Genomic DNA, 20,944 nt, shown 5'->3' with positions numbered 1-20,944 from the left:
TTTGCGCATGCGCGCCATCATTCTCGCGGCAGGCCTCGGCCTGCGCCTTCAGCAACAAGCTGGAGAACAGTTTCCGAAATGTCTGCTGCAGTTCGAGGGCGTGACGCTGCTCGAACGCCATCTGCAATTGCTGGAAGAGGCGGGCGTGACGGAAGTCGTGCTCGCGCTCGGCTTCCAGCCTGAGCTGGTCGAGGCCGAACTCAAGCGCATCGGCTGGCCGCACAAGGTCGAGGTCGTGATGAATCCGCGCTTCGACCTGGGCAGCGTGCTCACGGTGCATCGCACGGCCGAGGCGCTCACGCGCGGCGGCGACGTGCTGCTCATGGACGCCGACGTGCTCTACGACGAGCGCGTGTTCGCACCGCTCGTGGCGGGCGAGGCGCCGGCCAACCGTCTCCTGATCGACCGCGACTTCGAAGCCGGCGACGAGCCCGTGAAGCTGTGTCTGCGCAACGGCGTGCCCGTCGAACTGCGCAAGCAGCTGGCGGTCGGTCTGCAATACGACACGATCGGCGAGTCGGTGGGCTTCTTCCGCCTCAACGAAGCGACGGCGCGCCGCTTTGCGCAGATCGTCGAAGGCTACGTCGATACGGGCCGCGCGAACCTGCCGCACGAAGAAGCGCTGCGCGACCTGCTGCTCGAACGCGGCAGCGAGTTCGAAACCGCGGACGTGACCGGCGCGCCGTGGATCGAGATCGACTTCCCCAATGACGTCACGCGCGCCGCGGAGCAGGTGCTGCCGCAACTGCGTCCCGTGGTGAGCCGCGTGAAGCAGCCCGCGATCTAAAGCGCATCTTTGCGGATTGCCCGACGCTGATTGCTTGAATCAGGCCGCGAGGTCTGTCTCCGCTTGAAAGCGGCGGCGGGCTTCGCGGTTTTTGTTTTTGCGCGCGCTTTCGTTGCGTGCCGCCTGCACGAAGCGCGCCGCTTCATCTGTTGCCGGGTTCCCGTTTTCCGCAACAAGGGCCATAATGGCAGCTTTACGCCATCAGCCGCGCTGATCGTCGTTCCTGCCCATGCCATTAGCCCTCGGCACCTTCATCGTTCCGCTCATTGTCGCGTGCTCGATGTTCATGGAGAACGTGGACGGGACGGTCATCGTCACCGCGCTCCCCGCACTGGCCCGCGATCTCGGCCAGGACCCCATCACACTGAAGCTGGCCGTCACGAGCTACGTGATCGGCCTGGGCGTGTTCATCCCGATCTGCGGCTGGGTGGCCGATCGCTTCGGCTCGCGCAATGTGTTTCGCACTGCCATCGGCATCTTCATGGCCGGGTCGCTGTTGTGCGCGGCTTCGCGGTCGCTCGAGATGTTCGTGGCCGCGCGCTTCGTGCAGGGCATCGGCGGCGCGATGATGGTGCCGGTGGGCCGGATCATCATCTTCCGCTCGCTGCCCAAATCGGACTTCATTCGCGCGGTCAACTATCTCACGGTGCCCGCGCTGCTCGGCCCGGTCGTGGGGCCGCCGCTCGGCGGCTTCATCACCACGTATCTGCACTGGCGGCTGATTTTCTTCATCAACATTCCGATTGGCGTGCTCGGCATCTGGCTCGCGAACCGGCATATCGAAAACATGCATGAGGAGCATCCGGGGCGGCTCGACTGGGCCGGCTTCGTGCTCTCCGCGGGTGGGGCGTCGCTGTTCATGCTCGGCCTCTCGCTCGTGGGCGGCGAGATCGTCGCCACCGGCACCGCGGTGGCGATGTGCGTGATCGGGGCGTTGTTGCTGGTGGCGTATTGGTTGTATGCGCAACGTGTCGAGCGGCCCGTGCTCGATCTGAAATTTCTGCGTATCCCCACGTTCAATGCGAGCGTGGCGGGCGGGTCGCTGTTTCGCATCGGGCTCGGTGCCGTGCCATTTTTGTTACCGCTCACGCTGCAGGAAGGGCTCGGCATGACGGCGTTCGCTTCAGGCGCCATCACCTGCGCTTCGGCGTTCGGCTCGATCTTCATGAAGGCGATCGTCTCGCGCGTGCTCGGGCGCTTCGGCTTTCGCCGCACGCTGATGGTCAACGCGGTGCTCGCGGGCACGGCCATCGCGATATGCGGCTCGTTTTCGCCTGGCATGCCCGTGTGGCTCATCTGGGTCGTCGTGCTCGCGGGCGGGATCTTTCCTTCGCTGCAATTCACCGGCCTCAATTCGCTCGCCTATGCCGATATTCCGACGCGCGACATCGGCCGCGCCACGAGCGTGGCAAGCGTGATCCAGCAGGTGTCGCTCGGCCTCGGCGTGACGATCGCGGGCCTCGTACTGCAGATTTCGCATCGGGTGCAAGGGCATTCGGCCATCGTCTGGTCCGATTTCTGGCCGGCGTTTCTCGTGGTCGGGCTCTTTTCGGTGGCGTCGATTCCGGTGACGATGCGTTTGCCCGCGAATGCGGGCGAAGAAATTGCCCGCGGCCGGCGCGGCAACGCCTGATCCAGTCCAGGACGGGACGTCGTCTTGCACGGCAGCGGAATCAGCGGATCGCCGGATCGCAATCGTTTTCCCGGCGTGCTATAAGGCCAAGGCAGGTTTCCGGTAGGCCAACAAACCGAATCATGGGGTGAACTCGATGAAGCTGGTTGAAAAAACGAAAATTTCCGCTGCCGCTCTCGCACTGCTTTCGCTATCCGCCTTGTCCACGGGCTTCCTCGAAGTCACGCCGGCCTTTGCAAAGGATACGCAGCAACGCCCTGCGGTCCTCAATGCATCGGCGGTGGCCGTTGCCGACAAGTACGCGGCCGACGCCGCCGAGCAGATCTTCAAGGAGGGCGGCAACGCCGTCGACGCGGCGGTCGCCATCGCCTTCTCGCTCGCCGTGACGTACCCCGAAGCCGGCAACATCGGCGGCGGCGGGTTCATGACGCTCTATGTGAACGGCAAGCCGTACTTCCTCGACTATCGCGAACGCGCGCCGCTCGCCGCCACGCGCACGATGTACCTCGACGACAAGGGCACCGTGATCCCGGGCAAGAGCCTCTACGGCTACGACGCCGTGGGCGTGCCGGGGACGGTCGAGGGCATGTGGGAAGCGCAGAAGCGCTTCGGCAGGCTGCCATGGAAGCAGGTGCTCGCGCCGGCGATCAAATACGCGCGCGACGGCTTCGTCGTGGACGAGCAGCTCGCGAAGCGCCGTGAGGCCGCCGAAAAGGACTTTGCCGACAAGACCAATTTCGACGACTACTTCGGCAACCTGAAGGAGGGCGTGACGTTCAAGCAGCCCGATCTCGCCAACGTGCTCACGCGCATTGCGAACCAGGGCGCGAAGGACTTCTACGACGGCAAGACCGCGGACCTGATCGCCGCCTCGATGAAGGGCCACGGCCTCATCACGAAGCGCGACCTGCAGGAGTACAAGGCAGTGTGGCGCCAGCCCGTGGAGGCGAAGTGGAACGGCTACGAGATCATCACTGCGCCGCCCCCGAGTTCGGGTGGCGTGGGCCTCGTGCAGCTGCTCAAGATGAAGTCGATGCTGGCGCCGCAATTCAAGGACGTGCCGCTCAATTCGCCGCAGTACATCCACCTGATCTCGGAGATCGAGAAACGCGTGTTCGCGGATCGCGCTCAATATCTCGGCGACCCCGACTTCTACAAGGTGCCGGTCGCGCAGCTCACCGACGACCCGTACCTCGCGAAGCGCGCCGCCGAAGTCGATCCCGACAAGCCATCCGACACCAAGAGCGTGCAGCCGGGCCTCGGCACCTCGATGCCTGAGAAGGCGGAAACGACGCACTTCTCGGTGGTCGACAAGTGGGGCAACGCCGTCTCGAACACGTACACGATCAACGGCTACTTCGGTTCGGGCGTGGTCGTGCCGGGCGCCGGCATCGTGCTCAACGACGAGATGGACGATTTCGCGTCCAAGCCCGGCGTGCCGAACATGTTCGGCGTGGTGGGCAGCGACGCGAACGCAATTGCGCCGAAGAAGCGTCCGCTTTCGTCGATGACGCCGACCATCCTCACGAAGGACGGCAAGGTGGCGCTCGTGATCGGTACGCCGGGCGGCTCGCGCATCTTCACCTCGGTGTTCCAGGTCATCAACAACAACTATGACTTCGACATGCCGTTGAAGGACTCGGTGGCGGCCATGCGCTTCCACCATCAGTTGCTGCCGCCCAACACGATTTTCTGGGAGCCGTATGCGCCGATCGACGGTGAACTCGCCAAGCAGGTCGAGGCGAAGGGCTACGTGCTGAAGGCGCAGAACTTCAACGGCGACATTCAGGCGATCCGGATCAACGGCGATACGCCCGACGCGGTTTCCGATCCGCGCGGCCGTGGCGTGTCGCGTCTGATCCAGTAAAACCGCGACGCCGATGCGAAACGATGCGCCGCGCATGAGCGCCAACCATTTCGCATCGGCAAGCCGGCATGAGGCGGCAATAGTTTGCATGACATGAGCGTTTGTCCTCAAATTTGGGGATGCCGCTCCGCTGTTCATCGCGTACTATGCAACCTCCGGCGGAAGACAGCCCTTTGCCGGCGTGTGTTTTTCTTGGGGCGGCATTTGCCGCCCCATTTTCTTTTCGGCATTTCCGCTGCACGCTTCAGAGTCGCGCTGCCTATTGAATCCGTCAGGCGAGGTCACCAGGCTCTGACGTTTGCGCCGCCCCGCAGGCGAGGCGTGCGCCCACTTTTCATCGCAACCGAGCATGGACCTGACGAGCCGCGAACTCGCGTTGATCGCCGACGTCTTCAAGCTGCTGGCCGACCATATGTTGCCCGAGGGCGCCTTGCGTCTCGAGGTGGGGCGGCGCCTGCTCGAACTGCTGCGCGCGGATGGCCTGCATGCGGGCGCGGACCTGTTCGTCTGGTCGGGTGAAGAGCATCTCGATCATCTGCGCATTGGGCGCGGCAAGCGACGCGAGCACTTCTCCGATCGGGAGCTGGTGCTGTTCGACCTGGTGCGCCCGGCTTTCATCGCTGCGCTGGCGCGCTCGCGCGCGCAGACGGGGCAGGTCCAGCCGCCGCCGGGCGGCGACACCTGCACTGCGGATAACGAAGCAATCAACCGCCTGACGCGGCGCGAGCGCGACGTGGTCGCGCTCGTGGTGGAAGGGCTGCTCGACAAGGAGATCGCCGAGCGGCTGGGCATTTCCTATACGACCGTGCGCACCCATCTCGATCGGTCGTTTCAGAAACTCGGCGTCAGCAACCGCTCGCGCCTGGCGCGGCTCGTGCAGTCGACGCAGAGCTGAGGCGCAACGCGCGTCCCCTCATTCCGGCACGGCTGCGAAAACGTTCTTGCCTGCGGCGTCGATCAACTCGAGGCAGGTTTGCGCGTTGCCGATCCGCTCGATCGCGAGCAGCGCGAAGCGCGCGAGAAAGAGCGGGCCGTTGGCTTCGCCCAGATTGGTCATGGTCTTGCACAGCTGCGTGTAGACGGCGTCGAGTTCGCTGTCGGTCATGGCTTTCTCCATCTTTACGTGTATCCGCCAGCGCTCAGGCGCACAGCGCGTGATCGAGGGCGGCGAGCGCCTGCGTGGCGACAGTGCCGGCTGCGCCGTGCCAGCGGCCGAGCACGTGGCCGTCCGGGCGCACGAGGTAGAGCGTGCCGGGCTGGGCGCCGTACATCGGGAACAGGCGTCCTGTGCGATCCCAGCCGCCGCGGCGTGATGCGTCGCCGGGCTGGCGCTGTGCGAGCGGCACCAGCGCGAACGGCAGTGCGCGGGCGGCCAGCGTCGTTTCGAGCGCGGCGATCGGGGCCGGCGTCGCGCCATCCTCGCTGAAGTAGAGCGCCGTGAAGCTTGGCGCGATCAAGTCGGTCACGTGGCCTTCGTGCGCGCCGGCCTGGTCGACGATCGTGAGCGGACATTCGGGCAGCGCCGTGCCCGGCGCCGGGCCGTTCGCGAAGACATCGGAGGCCGTGTTGAGCGGCGAGGCCGCGTAGGCGATGGCCGAAGTCTGGCGCGGATTGATCAGCGAGCGCACGGCGGCGTGCTCGCGCGCGAGGCTCAGCACGGCGGTGCGCATCAGGTCGAAGGCGAACGACGGCGGCGCCATGAACTCCGTGCTCTTCGTGCCGTAGCTCAGGTTTTCGTGCGCGGCGTAGACGCGCTCGTCCGAGTAGCTGTCGAGCAATGCATCGCTCGCGAGCCCCTTCACGACATACGCGAGTTTCCACGCGAGGTTGTCGGCGTCGTCGATGCCCGAGTTCGCGCCGCGCACGCCGAAGATCGGCACGAGGTGTGCCGCGTCGCCCGCGAACAGTACGCGGCCGTGGCGATAGCGCTCGAGCGTGAGCGCGTTGGCCTTGTAGATCGTGATCCAGACCGGCGACCACGCTGCCGTCTCGCCCATCATGTCGAGCAGGCTCTGCACGCGCGGCATGACGTTTTCGGGCTTGATCGCTTCATCGGCGTCCTCGCCGTCGCGCAGCTGATAGTCGATGCGCCAGACGTTGTCGGGCTGCTTGTGGACGAGCACGGTCGAGCCGGGATTCGACGCCGGGTCGAAATACGCAAGCCGTTCCGTGGGCCGCGCGCTGTCGAGCAGGATGTCGACGATCACGTAACGGCCCTCGTAGCTCGTGCCCTGAAGCTTCAGGCCGAGCGACTCGCGCACCGTGCTGCGGCCGCCGTCGGCGGCGATGAGCCAGTCGGTCTGCGCGGTGTAGGCGCCTGCGGGCGTGGAGAGCGAGAGCGTCGCGCCATGCGCGTCGTCCTGCAGCGCCGTCACTTTCGTGCGCCAGCGAATGTCGATGAGATCGGCGCGCCGCTCCGCTGCATCGAGCAGGAACTGCTCGATGTGGTACTGCGCGAGGTTGACCATGGGCGGCAGCTTCTGGTTTTCGTCCTGCGGCATCGTGAAGTGCAGCACTTCGTCGTTGCGATAGAAGCTGCGCCCGCCGGTCCAGGGGAGGCCCTTGGCGAGGAAGCCGTCGAGCGCGCCGAGGCGCTCGATGATCTCGAGGCTGCGGCGCGAGATGCAGATCGCGCGGCTGCCATAGCAGACCGATTCGTCGGCTTCGATCAGCACCGAGCGCACGCCGTGCTTCGCGAGGCCGAGCGCGATGGCGAGGCCCACCGGGCCGCCGCCGACGATCGTCACGGCATGGCGTTGCGTTTCGCGGCCGCCTTCGAGTTCGGGCAGGCGGGCGGCGTACTGCTTCGCCTCGAACGGATAGGGTTTGAATCCGGCGCTCATGGGGATTGCGTCTCCGATACGTAAGTCTTGTGCTTGCCGGCTTGCCCCGGGCGGGGGCGCCGGCGATGAAGGCAGTATGGAGCGCGAGGCGCGGCCCGCTGTCCTCAATTTGGGTACAGGGGGCTTACGGGGGGAGATTTTGCGCAGTCGTTCTTCTGCGCGCGCTGGCGGCGGGTGGTTAGCTCTGATCGGTCGCCAGACAAAGCGCAAAAAGCTGCCGCTGGCTCGAAATGCCCAGCCGCTGATACGCGCGTTTCTGATACGTCACCACACTGCTGGGCTTCACGCCCATGCACTCGGCGATTTCAACCGCGCTGCGTCCTTCGAGCACGCCGCGCAGAGCGTCGAGTTCGCGTTTGGAAAGCGTGGGGCAGAGTCCGCGCAGGCGCGCGAGCATCATCTGAGGAATGCCGAGCTGGCTCTGGCCGCGAATCGTGTAGTGATGCCGCGCCGACTCGCCGATCAGCGGCGCGAGCGATTCGACCAGTTCCACTTCGCCCGGCTGAAAATTACCGGCGTCGCTTTCGCGGTACAGGTTCACGGACAGCCAGATGTCGGCGGCCGGCTGCAGCAGCAGCGAGAGCCGGTCGGACACATTGGGCGTGGCGTAACAGGCCGTGCGGTAACCGTCGTGCGCGATGTCGGCGCTGCTTTGCCAGTGCAGCACGAGCGACGAGCCGGGTTTGTCGGCCGAGCCGCCGCTGACGATCTGCTGATTGCCGTCGAGCGCGTAGAAGAGGCGCGCGTAGGTGTCGGCGACGTCGCGCAGAAAGCGCCCGCCGCGATGGTCGGCCACGGAAACCGTGCGCGGCCGGTTGCCGAATTCGTAGGCGAACACGGTGCACTGCGTGACCGATGTCGCCGGGCCAAGCATGTTCAGCACTTCGGCGGCGAGTGCATTGGCATCGTCGCGGCCGATGGCCGAAACGAGGCTGGTGACGCGCGAGAGGTCGAATTGACCTGTCTGCCTCGGTCGATCGAGATGCCAGTAACGCATGTTTCTTGACGGAAAACGGCTGGGAAAAGCAAGTTTGATGAGATTAGCATCGTTTCGCATCGGCGCGAAAGCGCCAGCAGCGGGGCCGGATCGCCCGCAGGATGCCGCCGCGAAGCCTGCGTCAACGAGAGCAAGGAATGGCACGTTGGGGTAATCTCCACCCTCGGCCGGCGCGGTATGCGCGCCATGTTTCCTTACCTGAATATCCCTGCGCGCAGGTTATCTCGAAATGTTGACGCTCCCCACCGCGATTCCACCCGATTTCGGCGCCGGAGCGGTCTTTCTCAGCGTACTCGTCACGCAACTGGGCGTGCCGGTGCCGGCCGCGCCGGTGCTGATTCTTGCGGGCACGATGGCGGCGAGCGGCGAGACATCCTACGGGAGCCTGCTGGCGGCGGCCGTGATCGCCACGCTGCTCGCGGATTCGCTGTGGTTCGCCGCGGGCCGCAAGCGCGGGCGGCGTCTGCTCAACGGGCTCGTGCGGTTTTCGCTGTCGCTGGACACGACGATCCGCATCGCGCGCAACGTATTCGAACGCTACGGCGCGCCTATTCTCGCCGTGGCGAAGTTCGTTCCGGGGCTCGGCCTGATTTCCGCGCCGCTGCTCGGCACGACGACGGTGGCGGTCCACGTCTTCCTGCTGTGGGACACGGTCGGCGCGGCGTTGTGGGCGGGCACCTGGCTGCTCGGCGGCGCGGCGCTGCATGCGGAAATCGTCCGCTTCGCGGCGTTCGTGCGCGCGAACGGCATGACGATTTTCGACGTGCTCGCCGTGGCAGGCGTGCTGTTCCTCGCCTGGCGCTGGCTGCGGCGCATGCAGTTCCGCCACTGGCTGGCGACGCACCGCATTTCGCCCGATCAGCTCGACGAGATGATGAAGTCGAGCGCGCCGCCCATCGTGCTCGACGCGCGCCCGCAATCCGTGCGCGCGAAGGAGGCCTACCGGATTCCTGGTGCGCGTCCGCTGAATCTCGATTCGAGCGAAGAACTCTCACCCGAGCTGATCGGGCGTCCAATCGTCGTGTACTGCGTGTGCCCGAACGAGGCGACGGCCAAGCGCATCGTCGATCAGTTGCGCAACAAGCACATCTACCACGCGCGCGCGCTCAGGGGCGGCCTCGACGCCTGGGAGCGCCACGGTTATCCGGTCGAGCCGCTGTCCAACGAGTTCCACGCGGCGCATGCCCATGCCGATGAACTCGAGGCGGGCGAGGAAGCGGAATTCACCGTGCGGGCAAGCCTTTCCAAATAACGGCAGTTCCGCCGCGCGTCGCCAGGCGCGCGGCGTGACCTACGCGCGCTGCCTGTGCGAGCCGCCGCCCACGTTCTGTCCCGCATCGCGCGCCATCTGCGCATAACCCCACACCGAAATCAGCGTGAGCACGCCGGCCGCGAGAAAGGCGAGCCGGAAATCGTCGAGCGTGAACACGTGGCCCGTGGTTTCGCCGTTCAGGTTCGCGGCCACGCGCAGCGCGAGCGCGCCGAACGCAATGCCGAGGCCGATGGTCATCTGCGCCGCCGCGCTCCAGAGCGTGCTGGCCGCGCTCATTTGCGGCTGCGCGACGTCGGCGTAGGCCAGCGTGGCGAGGGTCGAAAACTGCATGGAGCGCGCCATGCCGTAGACGAACACGACGATCAACACGATGGCGAGCGGCGTGCCGGGCGTGAGCAGGCCGCACGCGATCAACGAGACGCCCGCGACGCTGACGTCGACGACGGAAACGAGCCGGAAGCCCCAGCGTTCGAGAATGCGCGTCGTGAGCGCCTTCATGCCGAGATTGCCGAGCGCGCTCGCGAGCAGCAGCAGGCCGGACTTGAACGCCGAGAGACCGAAGCCGATCTGGAACATCAGCGGCATCAAATACGGCGCCGCGCCGATGCCGATACGCGTGATCGAGCCGGTCACGATCGTGACGGAAAAGGTCGGAACCTTCAGCGTGGAAACATCGACGAGCGGGTGCGGATGACGTTTTGCATGCACGAACGCGACGACCCCAATCGCGACGCCCGCCGCCACGAGCGCCATTGCGCGCCAAGGATTCTGGCCGACCTGGCTCGCGAGTTCCGCGCCGTAAAGGATGGCGGTGAGCGCGGCGCCGCTCAGCACGAGACCCGCCACGTCGAGCGGCCGGCGCTGTTCGCCGCGCAGGTTCGGCACGATGGCGGCGATGGCCGCGAGCACGGCGATGCCGAACGGCACATTTAACAGAAAGATCCAGCGCCACGACGCATACGTCGTGATGAAACCGCCGATCGGCGGTCCCACCACGGGTGCGGCGATGGCAGGCCAGGTGATCGTCGAGATCGCCTGCATGAGCTTGCTTTTCTCGGTGCTGCGCACGACGATCATGCGCCCGACCGGCACCATCATCGCACCGCCAATGCCTTGCAGAATGCGCGCGGCCACGAACTCGTCGACGTTCTGCGAGATCCCGCACAGCACCGACGCCACCGTGAACGTGACCACGGCGCTGAAGAACACGGTGCGCGCGCCGCAGCGGTCCGCCACCCAGCCGCTGGCCGGAATGAAGATGGCGAGCGCGAGCATATAGGCGGTCACGCCGAGACTCAGGCTATTCGGGCCGATGCCGAACGAGCGCGCCATCTGCGGCAGCGCCGTGGCGATCACGGTCGTGTCGAGGTACTCCATGAAGAACGTGGCGGCGACGAGGTACGGCAGCCAGCCGACGCCGGAGGAACGTTGCGCGGGAGCGGTCATTGCGCCCCCACGCGGCAGAGGCGAATCAATCTGATCCTGGTACGGAGCATGGGCGGGCAGCGGAGAGAGTGCCGATCGGAACAGTGCGGACCGGATAGTGAAGCCCAAAGCCCGCGGCGAAAGGCGACAGTTTCCATCAGGCAAACGCGTCTGTACAGCCGCGCGGCGGTCGGCGGCGTTGCGAGCCCTTCGCCGTGAGACCTTCGCGGCAAGCCCGAATCGAAGCGCGTAGACTCGTCCGCCGTCGGCAACTCATCGTCAACCCCTTGACTAAAGGAGGATCGGAAAATGGAATACCGTTTTCTCGGTGCGTCCGGAATGAAGGTGCCGGTGCTGAGCTTCGGCACCGGCACGTTCGGCGGCAAAGGCGAGTTCTTCGAGGCCTGGGGCGCAACCGATGTCGCCGAAGCGCGCAAGCTCATCGACATTTGCCTCGACGCCGGCGTGACGATGTTCGACACGGCCGATATCTATTCGAGCGGCGCGTCGGAGTCGGTGCTCGGCGAAGCGCTCAAGGGGCGCCGCGACAAGGCGGTCATCTCGACCAAGGCGACCTTCCGCTTCGACGCGGCGCGGCCAGCCGCTGCCGGAGAAGAGCCGTCTACACAAGACGGCGGAGCAGGGGCCGCCGGTGCCGGACGAATACCTCTTTCGCGTGCTCGACGCCATCGACGGGATTGCGCAGGAAACCGGCAAGACCGTGCCGCAGATCGCACTGAACTGGCTGCTGCAGCGGCCCATGGTCGCGACGGTGCTGATCGGCGCGCGCGACGAGGCGCAGTTGCGCCAGAACCTCGGCGCAGTCGGCTGGAACCTCACGCCCGAGCAGGTGGCGAAGCTCGACGCCGCGAGCGCGGTGCGGCCTGTGTATCCCTACTGGCACCAGGAGGGTTTTGCCGAGCGCAACCCGTCACCGGTGTGACGGGTTGCTTCGCCCGCTGAGGCTTCGTCAAGCCGCTTCGGTCTGGCGCAGGATCTGGGTCGCGCCCAGATGCAGCGCCAGCGCGAAGAACTCGCGCTCCGCGAGATTGAGGGTCTTCGCGGCGGCCATCGCGCGGTAATGATCTTCCGGGTGCAGGAACAACTTCACTTCGACTTTCGACTGACGGTTCTGCGCGGACTCCATGGATGCTTCTCCTTCGGTAACCGGGCGCTCGGCCCGTGACGGGTGCGAAGCCCATTACCGGGCGTCCATACGCGCAAGGGCGCGCGCCGTTTGCCGCCATGAGAGCGGCGGCGTGAAACGGCGATGACGCGGAGTGGGCCTGTCAAGTTCGCCTGCCGCGGCGCGTGCGCGACGGCAGGACACGCGCGCTGAACTAGCGAAGCGTGGGACGGCGCAATGCGCCGGTAGTGCGGTTGAAGCCGGGATGAGACAGGTGATGCGACGGCGGGGCAACGTGCTGCATAGCGACCAACCTCCGGAATTCTTCTTCTTGTGCGACAGGGCGCCGCATGTAGTACGGCCGAGAGTGTAGTCCGGTTTTGTCCTAGGGTAAACCCCTAATTCGCAAAGAATTATTACGTAGATTGAGAAAGTCGCGCGACAAGACCGGAAATGCGCTGTGGAGGCACTTCAATTCATGCGGAATGCATATGGGGAGAGTGATGGGGCGGCGTGAACCGCCGCCCCGGCGCTGGCCTGAAGTGAGCCTGACAGCCAGCGTGAAGGCGTGGGCGCGTCAGCGCCCGGCCATTATTCCTCGACGCGCTTGCGCAGGCGCGCACGCGCTTCGCCGAGCGACAGGAACTTGCCGTGCGCTTCGTCCAGCACGGTGACCTTGCCGTGGCCGATGTCATAGACCCAGCCCTGCAGTTCGAGCTGGCCCTGGGCCACGCGCGCCGCCACGGCGGGGTGCGTGCGCAGGTGCGTGAGCTGCAGGCGGACGTTTTCTTCCACGAGCGCCTGAACGACCTGGTCGTCGTCCAGACCGCGGGTCTTCACCACGCTGCGCGCGGCTTCCGCGTTGCGCAGCCACGCGTGCACGGTGGGCATGTCGGCCGTGGCTTCCGCGCCCGATGCGAGCCCCTTCATCGCGCCACAATCGGTATGGCCGCACAGCACGATCTGCTTCACGTTGAGCGCGAGCACCGCGAACTCCACGACGGCCGAAACGCCGCCGAGCATTTCGCCATACGCCGGCACGATATTGCCGATGTTGCGGCAAACGAACAGGTCGCCGGGCTTGGCCTGCGTGATCATTTCCGGCGAAACACGCGAGTCGGCACAGGTGATGAAAAGCGTGTGCGGCGCCTGGCTGTGGGCGAGGCTGTGGAACAGCTCCTTGTTGCCCGGGAAAACGTGATGAGTGAATTCGTCCACGCCGTCGAGCAGGTGTAACAGGTCGCAGCCGCACGACTCGGAGTGACCGTCGTGCGGGTGGGTGTTGTCTGGCATGGATGTTTCTCTCTTGATCATGAATCGACACTATCGAATGGCAACAGCGGGAGTTTACGCTGAGCCGACCCCTTGCGGATCGGAAAACTTCGCGTCACGTTGCCCCGGACAGCCGTTTCCCCGGTACTCAATCGTCGAATCGGCGGGATATGTCGATAAACCGGTAGAAAAGACGGCTAATTACGGGAAAGCGGGCTGCTGCGAAGACGCTGACGCGTCGTGCGTTTCCGTTCGAAAAGAGATTTTCTCACGCCGGGCGCAATTGGCACATCCGGGTGTCGCCGGTGGTGTCGGGATCATGAGGAGGGGGGAGGCGCGACCGACCAGTCAGTCGGTCGGCGCGCTTACCACGCCATGCGCCATTGACCTGAAGATTGGGCAGGGGTGTCGGGTAACAGCGTGTCGCCGGGCGGTGTCGTGGCGTCGGAGAAGTCGGAAAGTATCTCGTCGCGCAGTCGCACGAAGCGCGGATCCGCGCGATCGCGCGGGCGCGGCAATGCCACGTCGACGATGCGGCGAATGCGGCCGGGGCGCGGCGCCATCGTCACGACACGCTCGCCCAGGTAGATCGCCTCGTCGACATCGTGCGTGACGAGGATCATCGTGATGCGTTCGCGTTCCCAGATGCGCAGCAGTTCGTTTTGCAGACGGCTGCGCGTGAGAGCGTCGAGCGCGCCGAAGGGTTCGTCGAGCAGCAGCACGCGCGGACGATTGACGAGCCCGCGCGCGATCGCCACGCGCTGCGCCATGCCGCCCGAGAGCTGATGCGGATACGCCCGCTCGAAGCCCGTCAGGCCCACGAGTGCGATGTGCTCGGCCACCGCTGCGTGCTTTTCGCGTGCGGAAAGCGGGGCGTTGCGCAGTGCCGCCAGGATGTTCTGTTCCGCCGTGAGCCAGGGAAACAGCCGATGATCCTGGAACACGATGCCGCGCTCGAGCGAGGTGTCGCCCACACGTTCGCCGCGCATCATGATGGCGCCGCTATAGCCCGCGTCAAGGCCGGCGATCAGGCGCAGCAGGGTGGATTTTCCGCATCCGCTCGCGCCGAGCACGCTCACGAATTCGCCGGGGCGGACATGCAGCGTCACGTCGTCGAGCACGACGAGCGTGGACTCGCCCGCGCCGTAGCGCTTGCTCACGTGCAGAATGTCGAGTCCGGCGGGTTCAGTGGCGCTCATCGGTTTTTCTCCCATGGTTATTGATTTGCAGTCCGGATCATTGGGCGGTGATGTGCAACCGCGCCAGCACCGTTCGCTCAACCCGCCGCGCGAGCGCGTTGAGCGCCCAGCCGATCGCGCCCACGACAACGATGCCGAACAGCACGAGGTCCATGCGGAACTGCTCGCTGCCGTCGATCAGAAGATTGCCGATGCCGCTGCCCGCAACGAGCAGATACTCCGCGCCGAGGGTGGCCAGCCACGAATAGATGAGCGCGAGATAGAGGCCCGTAAAAATCGAGGGCAACGCGGCCGGCAACAATACGTAGCGCACGAGCTGCAAGCGCGAATAGCGCAACGCCTGCGCGAGTTCGACGTATTGGCGCGGCACGGCGTGAATGCCGTCACACGTATGGGCGGCAACCGGGAGCAGCGCCGCGAGCGAAAGGAAGACCACCTTGGCGGCGTCGCCGAGCCCGAACCACACGGAAATCAGCGGAATCCACGCGAACAGCGAGATCTGTTTGAACGTGTCGAAGCTCGGCCCCACGACGCGTGCGGCGATGCGCGAGAGCCCCAGCGCGCCGCCCAGCAGGAACCCCGTCGTTGCGCCGATGGCAAACCCGCAGGCTTCGCGGGCAAGCGACGCCGAAAGCGCGCGGAACAACGCGCCGCTCCCGATCTGTTCGTGAGCGGTGCGAATCACATCGGCGGGACTCACGAGCAGGCCGCTCTTCACGAGATGCGAGGCGCTCAAGGCCCACCACAGCGCAATGGCGACGAGGGGCAGGGCGGCGCCACGTAAATCGACGCTTCGTCGCGGCCTGGCTGCGGTGGCCGCGTCACAGGCGCAATCGGGACGCGCGGACGTTCGTGCAAACGATATCTTCATGGCGAATTCTCCCTTGTCCTCAATGGCGGCAATCACGCGCCTTCAGCCGCGAAACGCCGAAGGCGTGCCGCGCCGCAAACGCCGCTCCAGCACATCGAGCAGACGATTGATGACGAGGCCGACCGCCCCCACCACGACCACCGACGCCATCACGAGATCGAGCTGAAAGAGCTGGCGGCCATACACGATCAGATAACCGAGCCCCTCTGACGACGCCACGAGCTCGACCACGACCAGCGCGAGCCACGCCTTCGTGAAGGCCAGGCGCACGCCGGTAGCGAGCGTCGGAACCGCCGCGGGCAGCACGAGCCTCACGATGCGTTGCCAGCGGGTGTAGGCGAACACGCGCGCGACTTCGTCCAGTGCGGCGGGCGTCTGCCGAAAGCCCTGCATGGTGCTGAGCGTGACGGGCACGAGCGCCGCGTGGGCGATGAGCAGATACTTGAGCGGCTCGCCCACGCCGACGAGCAACAGCAGAAACGGCAGCCAGCCGAGCACGGGAATCTGCACGATCGCGTTGAAGCTGGGCAGCACCCACGCTTCGAGCGTGCGGGAGAGCCCGAGCGCGCCGCCGATCAGGAAGCCGAGCGCGGTGCCGCCTGCGAAGCCCAGCAGTACGCGTTGCAGGCTGATCAGCGTATTGCGTGCAAGCTCGCCACTCTGGGCGAGGTCGACGAAGGTTTCATAAACGCGCTGCGGCGCAGGCAGGATTTGCGGCGCGATCCAGCCACGCGCGCATCCGATGCTCCATAGCAGATACAGCATTGCAGGCAGCAGCCAGGGCGCGAGATGCCACGCGCATGCGCGCAGTACGCTGCGCCAGCGCACGTGCGCGCTCGTCGTGTCGATACGCGGTGTTGCTGCACGCGACGTGTCCGAAGCAATCGTGATCGCGGTTTCCGTCATGATGCGGCTCCTCTCGCGCGCTCAGCCAAGCGGCTTGCCGGCGGCGTCGTAACGGGTCCAGTAGTGTTCGAGCTTTTGCGCGCGCAGCGCGTTGTCGAGATAGCGCGGTTCGAACCACGAATCGACGTCCACGGGCTGGCGGATCAGCTTCAGGCGCAGCGCGTCCTGCGCAACGGCTTTGTAGCGCGCCACGATGAACGGATCGATCAACGGCGAATTGCGGTACTTCAACGGCTGCTCGCCGAATTCGGCTTGCCAGGACGAATAGCTCACGCCGCTTTTGGCCCAGAGCTTGAAGAGCGCGTCGCGGTTGGCTTCGTCGGACGACCATTGTGCCGCTTGCACGAAGACATTGACCACGCGCTGCACGATGTCGGGGTGCACTTTCTCGAAGCCGTCGAGCACGAGCAGATGCGCCTGGCGCGTCAATTGCGGGCCATCATGCTGCGATTCGTAGACAATGCGAGCGAGCCCCTGATCGCGCAGCCGGTAGAGGTGATAGTCGTTCACGGAAGCATCGATGCCTTTCGATGCGAGCGCCGCGAGCGAGCTTGCGGTGTCGAGATTGATCACGCGTAGCGCGCGCTCGTCGAGCTGGTTCTCAGCGAGCGCGTTGTCGGCCACGAGTTGCAGATTCGTGCCGCGAAAAATGGCGACGCGCCGGTCCTTGAGGTCCTTGATCGATTTGATGTCCGAATCGGCGGGCACACCCACCTTCACGCCGGAACGCACGCCCGACTCCAGCAGGATGCGGGTCTTGAGACCGTTGGCGCGCGCGAGCACCGAGGGCAGGTCGCCTTGATACGCGAAGTCGAGTGCATTGTCGGCAATGGCTTCGTTCACTGCCGGACCCGCGCCCTTGAAGAAGAGCCACTCGACCTTGATGCCGTCGGCGGCGAACTCCTTTTCGAGCAACTGCTGGCCGCGCACTGTGGCGGCGGGCGAACCGCCGAACGTGGGCGGGTCGCCCGCGCCTTGCTGCGCGACGCCGATGCGGATCACGGCAGGCTTCTCGGCCGCGGCATGCAGTGAGATGAACGAAAGCGCTGCATAAATCAGAAACCGGGGCAGATACTGCAGAACGCGATGTGAACGCATGGGCAGGTCGGATTTGAGTGACGAAACGGGGTGCGCGGACTGGCGAGCTTGCTTCGCTGTCGTTGCCGTTGGGTCATTCTTTTCCGGGTATGCCGATCAGGACAACCAATGATTCGAGATTTGCATTTCTCGACAAAGGCGCTGCGTTCTATGGGGAAAGCGAATGGCAGGGCGGCTTCATGATAGTGGAGCGCGGCCCGTGCCGAAGGAAGAAATCGTGCTATCGATGTGAGCAGAAGCGCAAAGCCGCACCGCGCGCCGGGCGTGGTGCGCTGTGCGCGAAAACGCGCCTTATTGCGTTTCGACCGCGTGGCGCGGGGCAGCGGCACGCCGTGACGGCATGAAGTACCACACCGCGCAGAGCACTTGCATCCCGACGAGGACAGCCCACACGGTCTGATGCGCGACCGCCGGGTAGTGGCCGTCGAGTGCCGGCCAGTGCGCGAGCGCGGCGCCGATCGCGATCTGCAGAAGGAAGATGCCGATGAAGATGACGAGCGTGAACGTGGTGTTCACACGGCCGATCAAGCGCGGCGGGAAATATTCGGCGAGCACGGCATAAGTCAGGATGCCGGTGCCGCCGAACGCGCCGTAGGCCGCCCAAAGCAGGGACGCGGGAAGCGGCACGCGCGCCGCGAGCAAGGCTTGCACGAGCACGAAAACGAGCATCGTGACGCCGGAAAAGAGCTGGACGCTCACGCCGCGCCGCTCGAAGCTGCGCGCGAGCGCGCCAAAGCCGATATTGCCGACGATGAATGCGCCGCCCAGCACGGAAACGAGCGAGGCCGCACGCGCGCCGACATCGGCGGTGCCGGCCGGCACGACGTCGCGCAGAAACGCGCCGACCCACAACGACTGCATGGCGTAGAACACGGCCTGGGTGAGGCCCGAGAACGTCGCGGTCTTCCAGAATGCATGGCTGCATAGGATGTGCGCGGTGCCCTTGAACTGCTCGAGCACGCTCGCCTGGTGGTGGGTGTCGCGCGTGCGCGGCCCGCCAGTCCAGATGATGGCGGCCACGAGCACCGTGAGCGCCGCGAGCCCGAGGCTCACCGCGCGCCAGGGCGCGATCGAGAGCAGCCACGAGAGCGGGGCGCCCACGGCCACGCCGCCCAGGCCGCCCACGGACATCACGAGGCCGTTCACGAGCGTGAGCTGCGCGACGGGAAAGTGCTGCGCCGTCGCCTTGAACGCGCCGCCCAGGCAGACCGATACGCCCACGCCGATCAGCAGCCGGCCCGCCATCATCGCGGCCATGTTGTGCGAGACGCCGAAGATCAACGCACCCGCCGCCGCCACGAGCATGACGCACGCGGTGACACGGCGCGGGCCGTAATGGTCGAGCAGCACGCCGCCAGGAATCTGCGCGCCCGCGAAGCCGAGGAAATAAAGGCTCGTGAGCGTGCCGAGATCGGTTGCCGTGAAGCCCATTTCACGCGAGAGAAACGGTGCGAAGCCGAGATTGACGCCGCGAAACAGGTACGAAATGAAGTAGCCGAGCGCGAATACGGCGAAGACGCGCAGTCTGAGTGAGGTCATGTTGGGGGGCGAAAGCGGATTGAATGCCTGGCTGTCGATTATTGGCGATTGCCCTGTGTGAGGCCAGCGAGAGATTTCAGACGGCATTGTGAGTAAAATTTGACGTCATGGCCCGACCTCTCCCTCCTTTGCAGGCGCTGCGCGCCCTTGAAGCCGCTGCGCGGCGGCGCAGTTTCAGCCGTGCCGCGGAAGAATTACATTTGACGCACAGCGCCGTGAGCCATCACCTGCGCGCGCTCGAAACGGAACTGGGCGTCGAGCTGTTCCGCCGCGCGGGCAGCCGCATGATCCCCACGGCGGCGGGCGCACAGCTGGCCGAGCGCGTGCGCCGCAGTCTCGACGACCTGCGCGACGCGCTCGACGCCACGCGCCCCGGCGTGAGCGGCGTCACGCGGCTGGAACTGAGCGTGATGTCCGATTTCGCTTCTGTCTGGCTGATTCCGCGCCTGGGCGACTTCTACGACCGCCATTCCATGGTCGACCTCTCGCTGCGCATGCACGCCGACGTGACGCCGCCCGATCCCTATCCCTTCGACATCGGCATTTGGCATCGGCGCGTCGACGAGCCCGGCTTCCAGATCCGCAAGCTGCTGGACGACCAGGTCGTTGCGGTGTGCAGTCCGGCCTTGCTCGCACGCCATCCCGACTTTCGCATGGAAGATCTCGCGAGCATGCCGCTCCTGCGTTTTTCGCGCCGCTCGTGGCGCGACTTCTTCGAAGCCGCGGGCGTGGCCGGCGACGAACCGGAGCGCGGACCGGTGTTCGACGACGCGGGCCTGCTGCTGCAGGCAACGGTGGCTGGGCAAGGGGTGGCTACGGCCCGCCTGCAGCTCGCGCGCGGATTCATCGAACGCGGCGAGCTGGTGCAGTTGGGGCAGGTCCGCATTCCCGCTTCGCTCGACTATTACTTCACGTGGCGCGAAGGGCATCCGCGCGAGGCGGCGATCCAGCAGTTCTATCGATGGATAAAGGCGCAATTGGCCAATTGATGCCGGCCTCCCGTATTGCGCAATGGGTATTCGGGTTAACCGCCGACCGTATTGTCAACGCTGCTTGCGTGATGCGCGTTGCTGTTTGAATAAAGCGGCTCAATCCCGATCTGGATTACGTGATTAGTCATTGTATTCATATCGCATGCACCAGAGCGGATCATGGCTGAAAGCATGGCACCGGACGTTTATGAACGGCAGTGAAACGCCGGTGAATGGCCGTAAACGGGCTTGTGAAGCGATTCAATTGCGGTCTTGCGCAATGGCTTCACTATTTGGACAATCAACGGTATTCGTCTGCGGAAAGCGCCAGGAAGTGTGGCGTGGAATCACGGATTGGGCGCGCTTCGTGTCAAGAATGAAATAGTTGCGGTATTGTTACTCCCCATCGCCGCTTGGCGCGTGAATGTTTTGTAGTCAATGGTGTAGTTAACGGCCCATTCCTGGGCCTGCAATAAGACTGACAACAGGAGAAACTGCATGAAGGCTATTCAGATGTTCAAGCTTGCCGCAGCCACGGCACTCGTGGCGGCCTCGTTCCAGGTCTACGCGCAGGACGCTTCGGCCCCGGCGGCCGCAGAAGCCCCTGCCAGCGGTCCGACGGCCGCAGCCCAGCACAACGTCAATCAATCGAAGGCAGCACTGCGTCAGGCACGCGCAGCGAACCGCGCGCTCGGCCGCAAGGTCCGTGCGGCGCTGGCGCGTGAAAAGAACGTGAGCGTCTCCAACATCACCGTGCGTGCGAAAGACGGCGCCGTCACGCTGCAAGGCACCGTGCCCGATGCGTCGCAGATCCAGCGCGCTGGCGATGTCGCCAAGGGCGTCGAAGGCGTGACCTCGGTGCGCAACGCGCTGACCATCCGCCCGGTTGGGACCTGAGCATCGGCTAGCCGGCGCGCGTCCATCGCCCTTCGAGGTGCGGGCGGCGACGCCGGAGCGGGTGTCTTCCTTCCTGAAGCCGCACATGCAGTCCCGTTCGTGGACTGCATGTGCGGCTTTTTTTTGGTTCATCGAGGATTACCGGGGAACGCGGCGCGGATCTTGAGGAAGAAGTACTCCTCGTCGCGGTACCCGTAGGCTCTGCGCTTGATGACCTTGATGGTGTTGTTGATCCCTTCG

At 65.3% G+C, this 20,944-nt stretch carries 20 protein-coding genes and 1 pseudogene; 8 read left to right on the top strand and 13 right to left on the bottom strand.

Annotated features, from left to right (window positions below; genetic code table 11):
- The first annotated feature begins 7 nt into the window (after positions 1–7).
- On the top strand, positions 8–787 hold the full coding sequence (locus AB4Y42_RS34320; RefSeq protein WP_368691245.1) for an NTP transferase domain-containing protein: 780 nt from the start codon (positions 8–10) through the stop codon (positions 785–787).
- A 39-nt stretch (positions 788–826) separates the two neighbouring features.
- On the opposite strand, the gene AB4Y42_RS34315 is transcribed toward AB4Y42_RS34320, so the two are convergent.
- Positions 827–970: a hypothetical protein gene (locus AB4Y42_RS34315; protein ID WP_368691246.1), complete on the bottom strand. Its 144-nt coding sequence runs from the start codon at positions 968–970 to the stop codon at positions 827–829.
- Between the two features lie 46 nt (positions 971–1,016).
- Between AB4Y42_RS34315 and AB4Y42_RS34310 the strand changes: the two genes are divergently transcribed.
- The 3 genes from AB4Y42_RS34310 to AB4Y42_RS34300 all read left to right on the top strand — a co-directional run bounded on the left by AB4Y42_RS34310 (position 1,017) and on the right by AB4Y42_RS34300 (position 5,182).
- Entirely contained in the window at positions 1,017–2,420 is a 1,404-nt protein-coding gene (locus tag AB4Y42_RS34310) for an MFS transporter (RefSeq protein ID WP_368691247.1), read from the top strand.
- Positions 2,421–2,556: 136 nt separating this feature from the next.
- The gene (gene ggt, locus AB4Y42_RS34305) at positions 2,557–4,287 is read left to right on the top strand and encodes a gamma-glutamyltransferase (RefSeq protein WP_368696628.1); all 1,731 of its coding nucleotides are present in this window, start codon (positions 2,557–2,559) and stop codon (positions 4,285–4,287) included.
- A 376-nt stretch (positions 4,288–4,663) separates the two neighbouring features.
- The gene (locus tag AB4Y42_RS34300; protein WP_368696627.1) at positions 4,664–5,182 is read left to right on the top strand and encodes a LuxR C-terminal-related transcriptional regulator; all 519 of its coding nucleotides are present in this window, start codon (positions 4,664–4,666) and stop codon (positions 5,180–5,182) included.
- 18 nt (positions 5,183–5,200) lie between these two features.
- On the opposite strand, the gene AB4Y42_RS34295 is transcribed toward AB4Y42_RS34300, so the two are convergent.
- From AB4Y42_RS34295 to AB4Y42_RS34285, 3 genes are all read right to left on the bottom strand, one after another.
- The gene (locus AB4Y42_RS34295) at positions 5,201–5,392 is read right to left on the bottom strand and encodes a hypothetical protein (RefSeq protein ID WP_368691250.1); all 192 of its coding nucleotides are present in this window, start codon (positions 5,390–5,392) and stop codon (positions 5,201–5,203) included.
- 34 nt (positions 5,393–5,426) lie between these two features.
- Positions 5,427–7,130, bottom strand: a complete 1,704-nt coding sequence (locus tag AB4Y42_RS34290; RefSeq protein ID WP_368691251.1) for an FAD-dependent oxidoreductase — start codon at positions 7,128–7,130, stop codon at positions 5,427–5,429.
- A 178-nt stretch (positions 7,131–7,308) separates the two neighbouring features.
- A complete protein-coding gene (locus AB4Y42_RS34285) occupies positions 7,309–8,127 on the bottom strand; it encodes a helix-turn-helix transcriptional regulator (protein ID WP_368691252.1) in 819 nt (272 codons plus the stop codon).
- 229 nt (positions 8,128–8,356) lie between these two features.
- Between AB4Y42_RS34285 and AB4Y42_RS34280 the strand changes: the two genes are divergently transcribed.
- A complete protein-coding gene (locus AB4Y42_RS34280; RefSeq protein WP_133184787.1) occupies positions 8,357–9,379 on the top strand; it encodes a VTT domain-containing protein in 1,023 nt (340 codons plus the stop codon).
- A gap of 39 nt (positions 9,380–9,418) precedes the next feature.
- Here AB4Y42_RS34280 and AB4Y42_RS34275 read toward each other — a convergent pair whose 3' ends face one another.
- Positions 9,419–10,846, bottom strand: coding sequence for an MFS transporter (locus AB4Y42_RS34275; RefSeq protein ID WP_368696626.1), 1,428 nt, complete (start codon positions 10,844–10,846; stop codon positions 9,419–9,421).
- A 288-nt stretch (positions 10,847–11,134) separates the two neighbouring features.
- Between AB4Y42_RS34275 and AB4Y42_RS34270 the strand changes: the two are divergent.
- A pseudogene (locus AB4Y42_RS34270) lies at positions 11,135–11,768 on the top strand (aldo/keto reductase).
- A gap of 27 nt (positions 11,769–11,795) precedes the next feature.
- On the opposite strand, the gene AB4Y42_RS34265 reads toward AB4Y42_RS34270, so the two are convergent.
- The 7 genes from AB4Y42_RS34265 to AB4Y42_RS34235 all read right to left on the bottom strand — a co-directional run bounded on the left by AB4Y42_RS34265 (position 11,796) and on the right by AB4Y42_RS34235 (position 18,836).
- The gene (locus tag AB4Y42_RS34265) at positions 11,796–11,972 is read right to left on the bottom strand and encodes a hypothetical protein (RefSeq protein WP_154677984.1); all 177 of its coding nucleotides are present in this window, start codon (positions 11,970–11,972) and stop codon (positions 11,796–11,798) included.
- 570 nt (positions 11,973–12,542) lie between these two features.
- A complete protein-coding gene (locus AB4Y42_RS34260; protein ID WP_368691254.1) occupies positions 12,543–13,244 on the bottom strand; it encodes a carbonic anhydrase in 702 nt (233 codons plus the stop codon).
- A 344-nt stretch (positions 13,245–13,588) separates the two neighbouring features.
- On the bottom strand, positions 13,589–14,422 hold the full coding sequence (locus tag AB4Y42_RS34255; protein WP_368696625.1) for an ABC transporter ATP-binding protein: 834 nt from the start codon (positions 14,420–14,422) through the stop codon (positions 13,589–13,591).
- Between the two features lie 37 nt (positions 14,423–14,459).
- Positions 14,460–15,293, bottom strand: a complete 834-nt coding sequence (locus tag AB4Y42_RS34250; RefSeq protein WP_368696624.1) for an ABC transporter permease — start codon at positions 15,291–15,293, stop codon at positions 14,460–14,462.
- Between the two features lie 42 nt (positions 15,294–15,335).
- Positions 15,336–16,199, bottom strand: coding sequence for an ABC transporter permease (locus AB4Y42_RS34245; protein ID WP_368696623.1), 864 nt, complete (start codon positions 16,197–16,199; stop codon positions 15,336–15,338).
- A 21-nt stretch (positions 16,200–16,220) separates the two neighbouring features.
- The gene (locus AB4Y42_RS34240; RefSeq protein WP_368696622.1) at positions 16,221–17,297 is read right to left on the bottom strand and encodes an ABC transporter substrate-binding protein; all 1,077 of its coding nucleotides are present in this window, start codon (positions 17,295–17,297) and stop codon (positions 16,221–16,223) included.
- 291 nt (positions 17,298–17,588) lie between these two features.
- A complete protein-coding gene (locus AB4Y42_RS34235) occupies positions 17,589–18,836 on the bottom strand; it encodes an MFS transporter (RefSeq protein WP_368696621.1) in 1,248 nt (415 codons plus the stop codon).
- Positions 18,837–18,943: 107 nt separating this feature from the next.
- Here AB4Y42_RS34235 and AB4Y42_RS34230 point away from each other — a divergent pair, with 107 nt between their 5' ends.
- Positions 18,944–19,825, top strand: coding sequence for a LysR substrate-binding domain-containing protein (locus tag AB4Y42_RS34230; protein ID WP_368696620.1), 882 nt, complete (start codon positions 18,944–18,946; stop codon positions 19,823–19,825).
- Positions 19,826–20,305: 480 nt separating this feature from the next.
- Positions 20,306–20,704: a BON domain-containing protein gene (locus AB4Y42_RS34225; protein ID WP_368691261.1), complete on the top strand. Its 399-nt coding sequence runs from the start codon at positions 20,306–20,308 to the stop codon at positions 20,702–20,704.
- Between the two features lie 128 nt (positions 20,705–20,832).
- Here the strand turns inward: AB4Y42_RS34225 and AB4Y42_RS34220 are convergent.
- On the bottom strand, positions 20,833–20,944 hold a 112-nt coding region (locus tag AB4Y42_RS34220; RefSeq protein ID WP_175813658.1), incomplete at its 5' end, for a transposase.

It is taken from the genome of Paraburkholderia sp. EG286B (assembly GCF_040965655.1).
Classification (GTDB): Bacteria; Pseudomonadota; Gammaproteobacteria; order Burkholderiales; family Burkholderiaceae; genus Paraburkholderia.
The sequence above is the reverse complement of the archived record's forward strand: the minus strand, read 5'-3'. Positions and strand labels throughout refer to the sequence as shown.

What these genes read in the sequence shown, in the direction of transcription:
- AB4Y42_RS34230 (WP_368696620.1), top strand. Translation starts at nt 18,944, where the DNA reads ATGGCCCGACCTCTCCCTCCTTTGCAGGCGCTGCGCGCCCTTGAAGCC.
- AB4Y42_RS34290 (WP_368691251.1), bottom strand. Translation starts at nt 7,130, where the DNA reads ATGAGCGCCGGATTCAAACCCTATCCGTTCGAGGCGAAGCAGTACGCC.
- AB4Y42_RS34265 (WP_154677984.1), bottom strand. Translation starts at nt 11,972, where the DNA reads ATGGAGTCCGCGCAGAACCGTCAGTCGAAAGTCGAAGTGAAGTTGTTC.
- AB4Y42_RS34260 (WP_368691254.1), bottom strand. Translation starts at nt 13,244, where the DNA reads ATGCCAGACAACACCCACCCGCACGACGGTCACTCCGAGTCGTGCGGC.
- AB4Y42_RS34285 (WP_368691252.1), bottom strand. Translation starts at nt 8,127, where the DNA reads ATGCGTTACTGGCATCTCGATCGACCGAGGCAGACAGGTCAATTCGAC.
- ggt (WP_368696628.1), top strand. Translation starts at nt 2,557, where the DNA reads ATGAAGCTGGTTGAAAAAACGAAAATTTCCGCTGCCGCTCTCGCACTG.
- AB4Y42_RS34310 (WP_368691247.1), top strand. Translation starts at nt 1,017, where the DNA reads ATGCCATTAGCCCTCGGCACCTTCATCGTTCCGCTCATTGTCGCGTGC.
- AB4Y42_RS34320 (WP_368691245.1), top strand. Translation starts at nt 8, where the DNA reads ATGCGCGCCATCATTCTCGCGGCAGGCCTCGGCCTGCGCCTTCAGCAA.
- AB4Y42_RS34315 (WP_368691246.1), bottom strand. Translation starts at nt 970, where the DNA reads ATGGCCCTTGTTGCGGAAAACGGGAACCCGGCAACAGATGAAGCGGCG.
- AB4Y42_RS34240 (WP_368696622.1), bottom strand. Translation starts at nt 17,297, where the DNA reads ATGCGTTCACATCGCGTTCTGCAGTATCTGCCCCGGTTTCTGATTTAT.
- AB4Y42_RS34255 (WP_368696625.1), bottom strand. Translation starts at nt 14,422, where the DNA reads ATGAGCGCCACTGAACCCGCCGGACTCGACATTCTGCACGTGAGCAAG.
- AB4Y42_RS34280 (WP_133184787.1), top strand. Translation starts at nt 8,357, where the DNA reads ATGTTGACGCTCCCCACCGCGATTCCACCCGATTTCGGCGCCGGAGCG.
- AB4Y42_RS34245 (WP_368696623.1), bottom strand. Translation starts at nt 16,199, where the DNA reads ATGACGGAAACCGCGATCACGATTGCTTCGGACACGTCGCGTGCAGCA.
- AB4Y42_RS34250 (WP_368696624.1), bottom strand. Translation starts at nt 15,293, where the DNA reads ATGAAGATATCGTTTGCACGAACGTCCGCGCGTCCCGATTGCGCCTGT.
- AB4Y42_RS34235 (WP_368696621.1), bottom strand. Translation starts at nt 18,836, where the DNA reads ATGACCTCACTCAGACTGCGCGTCTTCGCCGTATTCGCGCTCGGCTAC.
- AB4Y42_RS34295 (WP_368691250.1), bottom strand. Translation starts at nt 5,392, where the DNA reads ATGACCGACAGCGAACTCGACGCCGTCTACACGCAGCTGTGCAAGACC.
- AB4Y42_RS34275 (WP_368696626.1), bottom strand. Translation starts at nt 10,846, where the DNA reads ATGACCGCTCCCGCGCAACGTTCCTCCGGCGTCGGCTGGCTGCCGTAC.
- AB4Y42_RS34225 (WP_368691261.1), top strand. Translation starts at nt 20,306, where the DNA reads ATGAAGGCTATTCAGATGTTCAAGCTTGCCGCAGCCACGGCACTCGTG.